Genomic DNA, 13,987 nt, shown 5'->3' on the forward strand with positions numbered 1-13,987 from the left:
GCCCCGACCCGCCTTTCCGGCGGGGAGGGGCGCCCCTTTGCGTGGGCTCGAACGTGATTGTCTCGCATCGACATCGCTTCATCTTCGCCGCGGTGCCCAAGACAGGCACCCATGCCGTGCGACGGGCCCTGCGCGAGCACCTGGACGACGGCGACGTCGAGCAGGTGGGTCTTTTCGTCGACAAGCGCTTCCCGTGGGAGGACCTGGCGGCGATCCGGCATGGTCACCTGTCCCTGCGGCAGGTGCGGCCGTATGTCGGCGAGGCGGCCTTCGGCGACTATTTCAAGTTCGCCTTTGTGCGCAATCCATTCGACCGTTTCGTCTCGTACTGCGCCTTCATGCTGCGCGGTGGCGACGTCTTCGACCGGCAACCGCGCGAGGCGATGCGCCACTTCCTGTTCGTCGACCCGCCTGAACAACATGTCCTGTTCCAACCGCAAGCTTCACTGCTGGTCGACGCGGATGGCTACACCCTGCTGGCTGATGAGGTCGGTCGCGTGGAGGACATGCAGGGGTCCTACGACGCCATCTGCGCGCGGATCGGCATTCCCTCCCAGCCGCTCGAGCGCGTCAACGGCAGCCAGCACGGCGACTATCGCCAATACTACGATCAGGCCCTGACCGACGGCGTCGCGGCCCGCTACGCCCAGGATCTTGAGCTGTTCGGCTACACCTTCGAAGGCCTGCGATGAGCGCCATGCCGGCCGCCAATCCGCGCAAGACCGCGGCGGTCCGCAAGCTCGGCCTCGTCGACATCGCCGCCTTGCGGACGGCCGTGCTGGCGATCCCCGAGGACATCTGGGCGGCGGAGAACGCCGCCAAGCCGAACAGGTTCGAGGCGTTGGGCGCGACCCGTCACATCGTCTTCCGTTTCATCGACAGTCCGCGCGACTGGCGCGGGTCGCATGATCGTCGGGCCTGGGCCCCATGGCGCGACCTGCTGGAGCCGGTGCTCGCCCAGGCGGTGCGCGACTACGGCTATGCGCGCGGGGTGTTTCCGCGGGTGATGCTGGCCCGCGTGCCCTCGGGCGGGGTGATCCATCCACACATCGACGCCAACCCCGCCGCGAAATGGCCGCACAAGATCCACGTGCCGCTGACGACCAATCCCGGCGTCGTGTCGTTCTTCGGCGGCGAAGAACGCCATTTTCCGGTCGGCGAGGCGGTGGAGGTCGACAACCTCGGCCCCCACTGGGTGCGCAATGACGGCGCCACGGACCGCATCCACCTGATCTTCGAATATTACGACGCCGACCAGCCTGACCCTGACTGGCTGGCGCCGTTCCTGGCGGCGAGCGCGCCGCGGTGACGGAACGCGACGCCTTGCTGCGTGAAGCCCAGCACCTGCGCGCTGGGCAGCGCGTCCCGGACGCCCTGGCCACGCTGGCGCGGCTGGAGGCGCTGCATCCCCGGTTCAGCCGCCTCCACCAGGAGCGGGGTCACTGCCACATCCTGCTGCGCGATGGGCCGGCGGCGATCGCGGCGCTGCATGAGGCCGTGCGCCTCAACCCGAGCCTGCCGGCCAGTTGGGACATGCTGGAGCAGCTCTACCGCATGGCGGGCGACGCCGCCCAGTCGGCCACGGCGGCCCAGCATCTGGCGATCTTGAAGCAGCTGCCGCCGGCAGTGGTGATGGCCAGTAGCCTGCTGGCCGACGGCGACCTGGAACCGGCGGAGGCGGTGCTGCGCGACTACCTGCGCCAGGACAATCTCAATGTCGGCGCCTTGCGCCTCTTCGCCCGAATTCGTCTGGAGCGTGGCGATCTCGCCGAGGCAGAGGCGCTGCTGCAGTCGGTCGTCGAGCGCGCGCCGGACTACCATGCCGCCCGCTTCGACTACGGGATGGTGCTGCTGCAGCGGCAGAAGCCGGCCCAAGCGCGGCAGGAGGCCGAGCGCCTGCTGCGGGACGATCCCGACAACCGCGACTACCTCAAGCAGTACGGCGCGGCCTGCGTCGCGCTGGGTGACCACGAGCCGGTGATCGATCTCTATGCGCGGCTGCTGGACGGTCTGCCCCCGACGGGACCGGAGGTCGCCGACCTACGCCTGTGGCGGGCCAACGCGTTGAAGGTCACGGGCCGGCGGGAGGAGGCCATCGCCGACTACCAGGCTTCGCTGGCGGCGCGGCCGGACAATGGCGTGGCCTGGTTCAGTCTCGCCAACCTCAAGACCTATCGGTTCTCCGACGACGAGGTCGCGCGGATGGGCGCCCTGGAGGCTCGGAACGATCTCCCGGACATGGACCGCGTCTATCTGGGCTTCGCCCTGGGCAAGGCGCTGGAAGATCGGGGCGACTACGAGGCCTCGTGGCGATCCTACGCGCGCGGAAATGCGGTGCGTCGCGACCTCGCTCGGTGGCGCCCAGAGGCGGCGGAGGCCTGCGCCGCTCGGCTGAGGAAGGTCTTTACCGCCGAGGTCTTCGCCGAACGCGCCGGCTGGGGGGCGGACGATCCCGCCCCGATCTTCGTCCTGGGCCTGCCGCGTTCGGGCTCGACCCTGATCGAGCAGATCCTGGCCTCCCATTCCCAGGTCGAGGGCACGCAGGAACTGACCGAGATCGGCCGCTATGCCGGGGAGCTCTGCGGCCGCGATGCGGATTGCGGCTTGCCGCTGGAGCCAGAGGCGCTGCTGGACCTGACGGCCGGAGAAGCGAGGGCGCTGGGCGAGCGCTTTCTGACCGAGACGCGGACCTATCGCCGGCTGGGTCGACCGTTCTTCGTCGACAAGATGCCGAACAACTTCTGGCACATCGGCCTGATCCACCTGATCCTGCCGCGCGCGACGATCCTCGACGTCCGGCGCGAGCCGATGGCCTGCGGCTTCAGCAATCTCAAGCAGCTGTTCGGCACGACGAACCAGGAATTCACCTACGGGGTCGACGATATCGCCCGCTACTACCGAACCTATCTCGACGTCATGCGGCACTGGAACGCGGTGCTGCCGGGCCGGGTGCTGAGGGTCTCGTACGAGGACGTGATCGAGGATATCGAAGGCGGCGTGCGCCGGATGCTGGCCCATGCCGGGTTGCCGTTCGAACCGGCCTGCCTGACCTTCCACGAAACCCGTCGCAGCGTGCGCACGCCAAGCTCCGAACAGGTGCGCCAGCCCCTCGGCAGGGACGGACTGACCCAGTGGGAGCACTACGCGCCGTGGCTGGCTCCGCTGGCCGATGCGCTGGGCGACGCCCGGGCGACCTACAGGAGCTGATCCGATGCGGCTATCGCGCCCCTTCTTCCAGATTCCCGTGCTCTTCGACGTGGCGCGCCTGCAGGCCGAGGTCGCGGCGTTGCCGGGCGAGGCCTGGGTTGCGCATCCGGATCGCCTGCCGGGCAACAGCGCGGCGCGCCTGATCAGCGCAGGCGGGGGCGAGACCGACGCCGTGCACGGACAGATGCTGCCGACACGCTGGCTGCAGAGCATGCCCTACCTTCAACAGGTCCTGGCGGGCTTCGGCGTGGTCTGGAGCCGCTCGCGGCTGATGCGCCTGGCGCCTGGCGCGGGCGTGCCCGAGCACGCTGATATCAACTACCACTGGCACACGCGCGTGCGGGTCCACATTCCGGTCTTCACCCAGCCGGCGGTCCGCTTCCATTGCGACGGCGAGGCGGTGCACATGGGCGCCGGCGAGGCCTGGATCTTCGACAACTGGCGCCGGCACCATGTCGAGAACAACGCCGACGCCGAGCGTATCCACCTGGTCGCCGACACCACCGGCACGGCGGCGTTCTGGCGGCTCGCCTGCGGGCCGACGCCGCCGCGCGCGCAATGGCGGACGGTGGCCTGGGATCCCGGCGCCTCTCCGGACCTGCTCACCGAGGACGACCAGCGCTCCCCCGTAATGCCCGCCGCAGAGGCGCAATGGCTGATCGATGACCTGTGCGCGGAGCTGGCGCTCGCCGACGACACCGCCGACGCCAGGGCGCGCGCCGCGCGGTTCGGCAAGCTGCTGGAGAGCTTCATGTTCGACTGGCGCCAGCTGTGCGCTCTCCACGGCGTCGGCGGGCGAGGGCTGGAGGACTTCCAGCGGTTGGTCGACGCTGTGCGCCAGGCCGCCGGGCCGCTGGCCGAGGGGCTGGTGATGCGCACCAACGACGCCAGCGCCTTGCTGGTGCTGGAAAAGCGCGTGCTGCAGCACCTCGTCGTGGACTAGGTCCCGTCCGCGCGATCGATCAGGTCGCGGAGGAGACCCTGATAGGTCTCCAGGCCCGCGATCTCGGCGTCGGGCGCCTTGCCAGCCTCATCATAGCCGCGTAGCCGCAGGGCGGGCCGCGCCGCCGGATCTGCCAGAAAGTCCTCGATCTCGGCGGCGGACAACGGACCGCCCTGCAAGGCCAGACTCTGCAGCGAGGCGGGGCTGAGACTCTCCAGATAGGCCGGATCGACCGCGACCCGATAGCGCTTGGCCGCCACGTGCAGGCGGATCGGCTCGGTGACCGCCGGGCTGAAGGCGCGGGCCAGATAGCCGGCGCCGATGTGCTCGTGCCGGGTATCGATGCCGAGGTCGGCGGCGTTCTCGCCGACCTTCTGCATCATGTGGCCGACGTCGTGCAGCAGGGCGGCGGCGACCAGTTCCGGCGGCGCGCCGTCCAGCTTGGCATGGTGCGCGGTCTGCAGCGCGTGCTCCAGCTGGCTGACGCCCTCGCCGTAGTGCAGGCCGCCCAGGCGCGTGAAAAGGTCGGTCAGTTCGGCCACGAAAGCGTCGACCGCGGGACGAGAGGTCATCGAATATCCGTGAACTGAAGGCTTAGAGGCGCATACGGCCGATGCCGGGATCGGTGCGGCTGGCGCGGCCGGTTTCCAGGTGCCCGGCCAGGCGCTGGGTGAACGATGGATCGTCGGCCAGGGTCAGGGTCAGGTCGTACCAGTGGTCGCTGCCGCGCAGATCCCAGATCGAGCGGACGACGCCCCGGGGCTTCAGCATCACGGTCTGGCGCGCCTCGCCCTCGGCCAGCGGATAGTCCTCGGCCATGCGCAGGGTCGCCAGGCCGGCGCCTTGCAGGCTGACGACCAGGCGCGCGCGGGCGTCGGCGGCGACCGTGACGACCGGCTGCGGCCGTGACGTGTCGCCGACGAAGCGACGGTAGAAGCCGTTCGGGCCGTGGACGGTCAGGTCATAGGGGCCCGGCGGGAGGCCGGCCTTGTTCCAGTGACCGGCGGCGTATTTCCGGCCGGCCGCCAGGGTGAAGCGCCAGGGGCTTTCGCGGTCGGTGTTGTCGAAGACCTGGAAGACCGCGCCCACCCGCCCGGCATTGACCAGGTCGATCCACAGCGCGCCGCCCGAGACGCGAGCGTCGGCCGACAGGACGTAGGGCAGGGGACGCGCGCCACGCTGTGGGCCGTCCTGGGCCGATGGACCTTGGGTTTGGGGAATCCTCAGGCTCGGCGCCGCCTTGGAGTGGGCCACGCGCTGCATGTAGTCGGCGGTGGCCGGCAGGGTCAGGGCCGTCCAGTCCTGGTTCGGCGTGGCGAAGTCGAAGGCCGAGGTCAGGTCGCCGCAGACCGTCCGGCGCCAGTCGCTGATGTTGTCCTCGCGTACGCCGAACCGCCGCTCCAGGAACTTCAGGGTCGAGGTGTGGTCGAACACCTCCGAGCAGACGAAGCCGCCCCGGCTCCAGGGCGAGACGATGATGGCCGGCACGCGGATGCCCAGGCCCAGCGGATAGGCGCCCTTGTTGGCGCCCTCGGCGTCCGGGCCGTAGGTCTTGGCCTCGCCAGCCACCGACACCGAACTCCAGCCTTGCTCGGGCGTCAGTGGCGGCATCGGCGGCTGCATGTGGTCGTAGAAGCCGCCGGCCTCGTCGTAGTTGACGATGAAGACCGTCTTGGCGAACACCTCGGGGTGGTCGACCAGGGCCTTGATCAGTTCGGCGCAGACATGCTCGCCCTTGGACGGCTCGGCCGAGGGATGTTCGGAGAGGTCGGCGGCGGTGACGATCCACGAGACTTGCGGCAACCGGTCGGCGGCGACGTCGGCGCGGAAAGCCTGGACCAGCTGCTCGCCATCCGACCGCTTGCGATCGGCGCCGGACTTGCCTTCGCCCACCCAGGAGCGGCCGCGCGCGTAGAACTCGGAGTCCTTGGCGCAGGGGCGGAAGGTCTTGAACACCGACAGGATGTTGTCGCCGAAATTGTCATACTCCTGGTAGACCTTCCAGCTGACGCCGGCCGCCTGCAGGCGTTCGGCATAGGTCGTCCAGTCGTGCGGCCCCTTGGCCATGACCTTGTCTTCGGCCATGTCGGCGCTGGGCGTCTCGTCCTCGCCGTAGTTGCTCATTTCCGGATCGCCGCCGACCTTGCCGCCGCCGTTGCAGCCCGTCCAGAGGTGCAGGCGGTTCGGGTAGGTCTGGGTCAGGGTCGAGCAGTGATAGGCGTCGCAGACCGTGAAGGCGCTGGCCAGGGCGTGGTAGAAGGGCAGGTCGGAGGCCTTGTAGTAGACCATCCGCTTGTGCAGCTCGCCCGAGTGTCCCCACTGATCGTAGCGGCCGCCGTTGACGATGGTGATCGCCGCCTGATGGCCCTGGTCCGAGCCGTCGACGGTGTAGGCGTTGGTCGCCGAGGCGTCGCCGTGGAACGGGGCGACGAAGCCGTCGGGATGCTCTTGACTTGATTGTCGCCACACCGAGGCGCCGCCGGGCAGGCGCTGCGGACGCGGATCGCCCAGGCCACGCACGCCGTTCAGCGCTCCGAAATAGTGATCGAACGACCGGTTCTCCTGCATGAAGATCACGACGTGCTCGACATCCATGATCGTGCCAGTGCGATGGCGCGCGGGGATGGCCAAGGCCCTGGCGACGGTGGTCGGCAATAGGCTAGCCGCCGCGCTGGCCGTGGCGGCGGCGCGCAGGAAAGAGCGGCGGTCGGTCGTCATCGGCCCATCTCCCGAGATTCGATTTTTGGTATAGACCAGGTAGTTTGGGGCTTCGGCGAAACTTTCGTGACACCAAGGCGCGGGTCATGCTTGCGGGACCGTTGGTCCGATCCAGTTCCTTGACCCTGGGGGAGCGCCCTCCCATCCTCACGGCATGGCGGGATTCGACCGCTGGCCAGGTCGCCCGATGCAGCAACCCGAAAGCCTTCAGTATATCGGCGTGCGCGACGACATCGCCGCGCGCATCGCTGGCGGAGAGTTCAAGCCAGGCGAGCGCCTTCCGTCCGAGCGCCAGATGCAGATCGGCGGCGGCGTCGCTCGCGGCACCGTGCGCGAAGCCCTCTTTCAACTGGAGGCCGAGGGGGTCATCTACCGCAAGGAGCGCAGCGGCTGGTATGTCTCGCCGCCGCCGGTGGTGTATGATCCGACCCGCTGGGAAGGCTTCATGTCCTATGTCGAGGCGCAGGGGCGGCAGCCGTCGACCGAGACCCTCAGCAAGATCGAGATCGCCTGTGACGGCGTGCTGGCCGAGATCTTTTCGCGCCCGATCGGGGCGCCCATGTACTGGATCCGCCGCCGGCGTTCGGTCGATGGTCGGGCGGTGCTGTTCGAGAGCATCATCGTCGACGCGTCGCTGACGCAGGGTCTTATAGACCACGACCTGAACGGCTCGCTGACCAGCTTGCTGAAGTCGGTCTATGGCATCGGCGTGGCGCGCAACAAGGTCGATATGAGACCTTGCGCCCTGACTGGCGAGGAGGCCGAGGCCCTGCGGGTCAAGTCCGGTTTGCCAGGGCTTAATCTGGTCCGCACCTGTTACGACGCGCAAGGTCGCGTGGTCGAGTTCGACCGCGAGCACTGGCGTCACGACGCCCTGAAGATCAGCGTCGACATACGCGTGCGCTGACCCGTGAAGCGGGGGAACCCGGACCTACGCGGCCGTCATCCAGTTGTCGTGGACTTGGTCTAGACCAGTGCGCTCCAAAGAGGGCGTCTCATGACAACTGGTCCAAAGCGCTGGCTGGAGCGCGCCAATCCGCTGGCCTTCACCCTGTTCGCGGGCCTTGCCGGATTCTGCGCCTATTTCTCGATGTACGCCTTCCGCAAGCCGTTCGCGGCGGCGACCTTCGGCGCGGTCGAGGGCTGGAGCTTCGCGGTCGACTACAAGATCGCTCTCGTGCTGGCTCAGGTCGCCGGCTACGCCCTGTCCAAGATGATCGGAGTCAAGGTGATCTCCGAGATCGCGCCCCGCCATCGCGGTGTCGCCATCCTGGGCCTGATCGGCCTCTCGTGGCTGGCGCTGCTGGCCTTCGCGGTCGTGCCCGCGCCCTGGAACGTCGCGGCGCTGTTCCTGAACGGCCTGCCGCTGGGCATGATCTGGGGCCTGGTGTTCGGCTTCATGGAGGGGCGCCGCACCTCGGAGGTGCTGGGCGCCATCCTCTGCGCCAGCTTCATCCTTTCGTCGGGCGTGGTGAAGTCGGTCGGCAAATGGCTGATGGTCGACTTGCACGTTTCACCGTTCTGGATGCCGGCCGCCACCGGCGCGATCTTCATGCCGCTGCTGGCGATCTCGGTCTGGGCGCTGGTCCAGATGCCGCCGCCCAGCGCCGCCGACGAGGCCGCTCGCGTGCGCCGGGAGCCGATGGACAAGGCCCAGCGCCGCGCCTTCCTGGGCTCTTACGCGCCGGGCATCGTGCTGCTGGTGCTGGCCTATATCCTGCTGACGGCCTTGCGCGACTTCCGCGACAACTTCGCCGCCGAGATATGGACCGCCCTGGGCTTCGGCCAGGCCTCGGGCGTGTTCACCGCCAGCGAGCTGCCGGTCGCGGTCGTCTCGCTGGCCGTGATGGGCGCGGTGATGCTGGTGCGCGACAACCTGCGGGCCTTGCTGGTCATGCACGGCGTGATCCTGGCCGGCTTCCTGGTGCTGGGCGGCTCGACCCTGGCGTTTCAGGCGCACATGCTCACGCCCCTGACCTGGATGATCCTCACCGGCGCGGGGCTGTACATGGCCTACACCCCGTTCAACGCCATGCTGTTCGACCGCATGATCGCCTTCAGCGGCCAGGTCGGCACGGCCGGCTTCCTGATCTATGTGGCCGACGCCTCGGGGTATCTGGGCAGCGTGGCGCTGCTGGTCTGGCGCAACTTCGCCATGGTCGACCTCGACTGGCTGAGCTTCTTCGTCAACAGCGCCTATGCGACCAGCGCCGTCGGCGCGGTCTGCACGCTGTTCGCGGGCCTCTATTTCCTGCGCCGGCGGAAGACGTCCGTCAGCGGGCAGGGCGCGGTGGCCTTCCCGGCCGCCGGTCAGGTCGTCGAGCCGTGACCTTGGAGCGCCCCTTCGATCTCGCCGTTGTCGGCGCGGGCATTGTCGGCCTAGCCCATGCCCTGGCCGCCGCGCGCCTTGGCAAGCGTGTCGTGGTGATCGACCGCGACGCCCAGGCCAACGGCGCCTCGGTGCGCAATTTCGGCTTCGTGACCGTCACGGGCCAGGCGCGAGGCGAGGTCTGGCGACGGGCGCGGCGCTCGGCGCGGGTCTGGGCCGAGATCGCCGGGCCGGCCGGAATCGAGGTCGTGCAGCGCGGCCTGACCATGGTCGCCCGCCGGACCGAGGCCAAGGCTGTGCTGGAGGCCTTCCTTAAAACCGAGATGGCCGAAGGCTGCGCCTGGCGCGACGCCGGCGACCTCGACGACCGACTGCCGGTTCGGGGTGAGGTGCTGGGCGCGCTGACCAGTTCGGTCGACCTGCGGGTGGAATCCCGCACCGCCATTCCGCGCCTGGCCGCCTGGCTGGAGGCGGCGCATGGCGTGACCTTCCTGCGTGGCGTCGCCGTGCGCGGCGTCGAGACCGGTCGCCTGGAGGCCTCCGTCGGGACGATCCACGCCGAGACCATCGTGGTCTGTCCGGGGGACGATCTCGTCACCCTGTTTCCCGACGCCTTCGCCCAGGCCGAGGTGACGCGTTGCAAGCTGCAGATGCTGCGCCTGGCCGCCCCGGGCTGGCGGCTGCCCGGGCCGGTCATGTCCGACCTGGGTCTGGTTCGCTACCTCGGCTATGCCGCCTTGCCCGAAGCGCCGGCCCTGCGCGCGCGGCTTGAGACCGAGCAGCCGGCGCACCTGGAGCACGGCGTCCACCTGATCGTGGCGCAGAGCGCCGACGGCTCGCTGGTGGTCGGCGACAGCCACCACTATGCCCCCACGCCCGATCCCTTCGCCCGGGACGACGTCGACGCCCTGATCCTCGACGAGTTCGCCAAGGTGTTCGGCCAGGCTCCGCCGCCGGTTCTGGAGCGCTGGACCGGCACCTACGCGTCGGCGGCCGGTCACAGCCTGATCGAGGCCCCGATGCCGCGCGTTCGCCTGGTGACCGTGACCGGCGGCACTGGCGCCTCGACGGCTTTCGGTCTGGCCGAGGACGTGATCGCCGGCCTCTATGACCTTCCCCGGCAAGGAGCCGTCGCATGAGCCCGATCCAGGCCGTCATCTTCGACTGGGCCGGCACCATGATCGACTTCGGCTGCCGGGCGCCGGTCATGGCCCTGCGCGAGGTCTTCGCCGAGGCGGGGATCGAGATCTCGGAGGCGGACGTCCGCGCCGACATGGGCAAGGCCAAGCGCGATCATGTGCGGGCGTTGCTGGCCTTGCCGCGCGTCGCCAGCCTCTGGACGACGCTCCACGGCGCGGCCTCGACGGAGGCCGATGTCGACCGCCTGCACGACGCCGTCGAGCCGAAGATGCGCGCCGCCGCTCGCGACTGCGCCCGGCTGATCCCCGGCGCGGCCGATCTCGTCGCCGACCTGCGGGCGCGAGGCGTGAAGATCGGCTCCACGACCGGCTACACCCGCCCGATGATGGCCGACATCCTGCCGCTGGCCGCCGAACAGGGTTATGCGCCCGAAGTGGTGGTCTGCGCTGGCGAGACGGCGGCGGGACGGCCTTCGCCCCTGATGATGTGGAAGGCCCTGGTCGAACTGGGCGCCTGGCCGGCGCGGACCTGTGTCAAGGTCGACGACGCGGTCGTCGGCATCGGCGAGGGGCTGGAGGTCGGCGCCTGGACCGTGGGCCTGTCGGCCTCGGGCAATGGTGTCGGACTGTCGCGCGAGGACCTCGACCTGCTGCCGGAAGCCGAGCGCGCCGCCCGGATCGAAGCCTCCGCTCAGGCCCTGCGCGACGCCGGCGCCCACTACGTGGTCGAGAGCGTCGCCGGGCTAGGGCCCGTCCTGGCCGATATCGCGACCAGGATCGAACGCGGCGAGCGCCCGGCGGCCTAGGCTCCCGGCGGCGTTACTCGGCCGCCACCGCCGCGCCGCCGAAGCGCTGGGCGCGGGCGGCGCTAGAGCGCAGGTCCGAGAAGCTCTGGGCGACCAGCGGATAGTCGGCGGGCAGGCCCCACTTGGCGCGGTACTGCTCTTCGCTCAGCCCCAGCTGGTTCAGGTGCCGGCGCAGCGAACGATAGCGGCGGCCGTTCTCGAAGCTGACGATGGCGTCGGGGGTGATGCTGGCGGCGATCTGGTCGGGCGTCGGCGGCTCGATCGGCGGGGCGATGGTCCCCGGGCCGGCGAAGACGGCTTCAAGCGCGGCGTAGGTGCGCGCGCTGAGGGCGGGCAGATCGTCCGCCGACACGGTGTTGCGGCTGAGATAGGCGCACAGCACCTGGGCGGCGATCTCGGCGGCGCGTTCCTGGGCCTTGGTCATGAGAATAGCTCGGGACGTTGAGAAGAAACCCAGGGGCGCTGGGATCGCGCCCCTGGGTCAGTTGGCGGGCGAACGGTGGGTCAGTGCGCGCCCGCGGCTCGGAGACGATCGCCGAAGGCGCAGGCTGGCGGCAGCTCGACCTTCACCCCGGCGCGCGCCTTGCCTTTCAGCCAGTCGCTGAGAGCCTCGGCGACGGTGTGGTCCAGGCTGGTGAGGCCGCGCGTGTCCAGTTTCACCCGGCCATTGTTCGGCGCGCCGTCGAGGACCTTGGCGATCTTCGGCAACTGAATGAACGTGGCCGCACCCTCCAGTCGGATCTCGCTCTCGTCGGGACCCAGTTCGTGCTGGGAGACGCTGAGGCGCATCTTCTTGAGGTTGGGGACCAGCTCAAGCAGCGTCAGGCCCATGCCGACCAGCACGCCGGTCAGGAGGTCCGTCGCCACGACCATCACGAAGGTCGCCGCCCAGATCATCGCCGGTAGCAGACCGTAGCGGGCGAAGAGGTGGCGGACATGGTCCAGGCTGACCAGCTTCCAGCCCGTGACGACCAGCACGCCGGCGAGGGCCGCGCTGGGCACCATGCGCAGCAGCCAGGGCAGCAGGGCGACGAAGGCCAGGATCCAGACGCCGTGCAGGATCGCCGACAGGCGGGTCATGGCGCCGGCCTGGACGTTGGCGGAGCTACGCACGATCACGCCGGTCATCGGCAGGGCGCCGACCAGGCCGCACAGCATATTGCCGACGCCCTGGGCGCCCAGCTCCTTGTTGTACTTGGTGCGCTCGCCGTCGTGCATGCGATCGACGGCGGCGGCCGACAGCAGGGTCTCGGCCGAGGCGATGAAGGCCACCGCGATGGCGGTCACCAGCAGCATCGGATCGGCCATGCGGGCGAAGTCGCCGACGCCAGGAATGGCGATCGCCGCGGCGATCGATTCCGGCACGACGATCTTCTGGACGTCCAGGCCCAGGACCGTGGCCAGCACGGTGCTGGCGATGACGCCCAGCAGGGCGCCCGGGACCAGCTTCAGCGCCTTGGGGCGGAATTTCTCCCACAGCAGGATCGAGCCGATGGTCACCACGCCGACCGCCAGGGCGGCTTCGACCTGGGTCAGGGTGGCGAACTGAACGCCGGCCAGGGCCGACGGGATGGCCGCCAGATTCTGCAGGCCGTGGGCCTTGGGCGAGTCGCCGAACAGAACGTGGAACTGGCCCGCCACGATCAGCACGCCGATGCCCGCCAGCATGCCGTGCACGACGGCGGGCGAGATGGCGCGGAACCAGTTGCCCAGCTTGGCGGCGCCGGCGATCAACTGGATCAGCCCGGCGACGACCAGGATCGGACCCAGCATGGATAGGCCGTGCTTGGCGACGATCTCGAAGACGATGACCGCCAGGCCGGCGGCGGGGCCGCTGACCTGTAGCGGCGAACCAGCCAGGGCGCCGACGATGACGCCGCCGATGATGCCGGTGACGAGGCCGCGCTCGGCCGGGACGCCCGAGGCGACGGCGATGCCCATGCACAGCGGCATCGCCACGAGGAAGACGACTATCGAGGCGATGAAGTCACGCGACAGGATCGTCGAGAAGCCAGGCTTCACGCCCTGGGGAGAGGAGGCGACAGCTTGGGTCATTCGGCGGCGATGCCCAGGTGATCGGCGGCGACCATGCGGCGCGAGGGGCGCTGGGCGACGGGCAGCGGAGCGCCTTCGTAGACCTGCTCGAACTGGCCGGTGTCGCCATTGTAGGCCTGGATCTGGCCGGTCTCGATCTCGAAGAACCAGCCGTGCAGGGTCAATTTGCCTTGGGCGATGGCCGACGCCACCGACGGGTGGGTGCGCAGGTGGTTCAACTGGACGACGACGTTTTCCAGCGACAGGGCGCGGGTCGTGCCGTGCTCGTCCAGGCCGTGATAGGCGTTGCAGACGACGCTGTGGGCGGCGTGGGCGTGGCGCAGCCAGGCGGCCACGTTCGGCATCTTTTCCAGAGCCGCCGGGTTCGAGAACGCCTTCATCGCGCCGCAGTCGGAGTGGCCGCAGACGACGATGTCGCGAACGCCCAGGGCCATGACGGCGTATTCAACCGCCGACGAGACGCCGCCATTGGCTTGGCTGAACGGCGGAACGATGTTGCCGGCGTTGCGGCAGACGAACAGGTCGCCGGGGGCGGCCTGGGTGATCAGTTCGGGGACCACGCGCGAGTCTGCGCACGAGATCATCAGGGCCGAGGGGCTCTGGCCGTGGCTGGCCAGGCGTTCGTAGAGGGCGCTCTGGGCGGGGAAGACCTGGCCGCGAAAGAGCGCGGCGCGTTCGAGAAACTGTTCCAAGGGACCTCCATGAACTGATCGCCGCGACGCCCAAAAGGGGGGGCGGGCGCCGCGGCGAGCGTCACGGCGAGAAGCGCCGGATGCGTCGACGAAGGTCG

Annotated in this window: 13 protein-coding genes; 8 read left to right on the forward strand and 5 right to left on the reverse strand. The window is 69.4% G+C overall.

Going from position 1 to position 13,987, the window contains the following annotated elements:
• Positions 1-53: 53 nt before the first annotated feature.
• The 4 genes from AC07R7_RS18830 to AC07R7_RS18845 are packed head-to-tail and all read left to right on the forward strand — an operon-like array spanning position 54 to position 4,150.
• Positions 54-692, forward strand: coding sequence for a sulfotransferase family 2 domain-containing protein (locus tag AC07R7_RS18830; RefSeq protein ID WP_494636246.1), 639 nt, complete (start codon positions 54-56; stop codon positions 690-692).
• Positions 689-1,309 carry an aspartyl/asparaginyl beta-hydroxylase domain-containing protein gene (locus AC07R7_RS18835; protein WP_494636247.1) on the forward strand — a complete coding sequence of 207 codons (621 nt, stop codon included), beginning with the start codon at positions 689-691 and terminating at the stop codon, positions 1,307-1,309. Before AC07R7_RS18830 ends, AC07R7_RS18835 begins: the two co-directional genes overlap by 4 nt.
• Complete coding sequence (locus AC07R7_RS18840) at positions 1,306-3,207, forward strand: sulfotransferase (RefSeq protein WP_494636248.1); 1,902 nt, start codon at positions 1,306-1,308, stop codon at positions 3,205-3,207. Before AC07R7_RS18835 ends, AC07R7_RS18840 begins: the two co-directional genes overlap by 4 nt.
• 4 nt (positions 3,208-3,211) lie before the next feature.
• Complete coding sequence (locus AC07R7_RS18845) at positions 3,212-4,150, forward strand: aspartyl/asparaginyl beta-hydroxylase domain-containing protein (protein WP_494636249.1); 939 nt, start codon at positions 3,212-3,214, stop codon at positions 4,148-4,150.
• On the opposite strand, the gene AC07R7_RS18850 is transcribed toward AC07R7_RS18845, so the two are convergent.
• Both AC07R7_RS18850 and AC07R7_RS18855 read right to left on the reverse strand, forming a co-directional pair.
• Positions 4,147-4,722, reverse strand: coding sequence for an HD domain-containing protein (locus AC07R7_RS18850; protein WP_494636250.1), 576 nt, complete (start codon positions 4,720-4,722; stop codon positions 4,147-4,149). The two genes, AC07R7_RS18845 and AC07R7_RS18850, sit on opposite strands and share 4 nt — an antisense overlap.
• 22 nt (positions 4,723-4,744) lie before the next feature.
• Positions 4,745-6,868 carry a phosphocholine-specific phospholipase C gene (locus tag AC07R7_RS18855; RefSeq protein ID WP_494636251.1) on the reverse strand — a complete coding sequence of 708 codons (2,124 nt, stop codon included), beginning with the start codon at positions 6,866-6,868 and terminating at the stop codon, positions 4,745-4,747.
• A 187-nt stretch (positions 6,869-7,055) separates the two neighbouring features.
• Between AC07R7_RS18855 and AC07R7_RS18860 the strand changes: the two genes are divergently transcribed.
• The 4 genes from AC07R7_RS18860 (at position 7,056) to phnX (ending at position 11,142) form a co-directional block, all read left to right on the forward strand.
• Complete coding sequence (locus AC07R7_RS18860; protein ID WP_494636252.1) at positions 7,056-7,775, forward strand: UTRA domain-containing protein; 720 nt, start codon at positions 7,056-7,058, stop codon at positions 7,773-7,775.
• A gap of 90 nt (positions 7,776-7,865) precedes the next feature.
• Complete coding sequence (locus tag AC07R7_RS18865; RefSeq protein ID WP_494636253.1) at positions 7,866-9,197, forward strand: DUF5690 family protein; 1,332 nt, start codon at positions 7,866-7,868, stop codon at positions 9,195-9,197.
• Between the two features lie 2 nt (positions 9,198-9,199).
• Positions 9,200-10,336 carry a TIGR03364 family FAD-dependent oxidoreductase gene (locus AC07R7_RS18870; protein WP_494636254.1) on the forward strand — a complete coding sequence of 379 codons (1,137 nt, stop codon included), beginning with the start codon at positions 9,200-9,202 and terminating at the stop codon, positions 10,334-10,336.
• Entirely contained in the window at positions 10,333-11,142 is an 810-nt protein-coding gene (gene phnX, locus AC07R7_RS18875) for a phosphonoacetaldehyde hydrolase (protein ID WP_494636255.1), read from the forward strand. Before AC07R7_RS18870 ends, phnX begins: the two co-directional genes overlap by 4 nt.
• A 13-nt stretch (positions 11,143-11,155) precedes the next feature.
• On the opposite strand, the gene AC07R7_RS18880 is transcribed toward phnX, so the two are convergent.
• The 3 genes from AC07R7_RS18880 to AC07R7_RS18890 all read right to left on the reverse strand — a co-directional run bounded on the left by AC07R7_RS18880 (position 11,156) and on the right by AC07R7_RS18890 (position 13,889).
• The gene (locus tag AC07R7_RS18880) at positions 11,156-11,566 is read right to left on the reverse strand and encodes a Ros/MucR family transcriptional regulator (protein ID WP_492884812.1); all 411 of its coding nucleotides are present in this window, start codon (positions 11,564-11,566) and stop codon (positions 11,156-11,158) included.
• An 80-nt stretch (positions 11,567-11,646) separates the two neighbouring features.
• Positions 11,647-13,197, reverse strand: coding sequence for a SulP family inorganic anion transporter (locus AC07R7_RS18885; protein WP_494636256.1), 1,551 nt, complete (start codon positions 13,195-13,197; stop codon positions 11,647-11,649).
• Positions 13,194-13,889 (reverse strand): carbonic anhydrase, encoded by a 696-nt coding sequence (locus AC07R7_RS18890; RefSeq protein ID WP_125157796.1) that lies wholly within the window; start codon positions 13,887-13,889, stop codon positions 13,194-13,196. The genes AC07R7_RS18885 and AC07R7_RS18890 overlap by 4 nt, the downstream gene beginning before the upstream one ends.
• Positions 13,890-13,987: the final 98 nt, after the last annotated feature.

Source organism: Caulobacter sp. GW821-FHT05F04 (assembly GCF_059419665.1).

Bases quoted from the DNA above. Each gene is read 5' to 3' on its own strand.
- AC07R7_RS18845 (WP_494636249.1), top strand. From the start codon at position 3,212: ATGCGGCTATCGCGCCCCTTCTTCCAGATTCCCGTGCTCTTCGACGTG.
- AC07R7_RS18885 (WP_494636256.1), bottom strand. From the start codon at position 13,197: ATGACCCAAGCTGTCGCCTCCTCTCCCCAGGGCGTGAAGCCTGGCTTC.
- AC07R7_RS18835 (WP_494636247.1), top strand. From the start codon at position 689: ATGAGCGCCATGCCGGCCGCCAATCCGCGCAAGACCGCGGCGGTCCGC.
- AC07R7_RS18850 (WP_494636250.1), bottom strand. From the start codon at position 4,722: ATGACCTCTCGTCCCGCGGTCGACGCTTTCGTGGCCGAACTGACCGAC.
- AC07R7_RS18860 (WP_494636252.1), top strand. From the start codon at position 7,056: ATGCAGCAACCCGAAAGCCTTCAGTATATCGGCGTGCGCGACGACATC.
- AC07R7_RS18880 (WP_492884812.1), bottom strand. From the start codon at position 11,566: ATGACCAAGGCCCAGGAACGCGCCGCCGAGATCGCCGCCCAGGTGCTG.
- AC07R7_RS18855 (WP_494636251.1), bottom strand. From the start codon at position 6,868: ATGACGACCGACCGCCGCTCTTTCCTGCGCGCCGCCGCCACGGCCAGC.
- phnX (WP_494636255.1), top strand. From the start codon at position 10,333: ATGAGCCCGATCCAGGCCGTCATCTTCGACTGGGCCGGCACCATGATC.
- AC07R7_RS18865 (WP_494636253.1), top strand. From the start codon at position 7,866: ATGACAACTGGTCCAAAGCGCTGGCTGGAGCGCGCCAATCCGCTGGCC.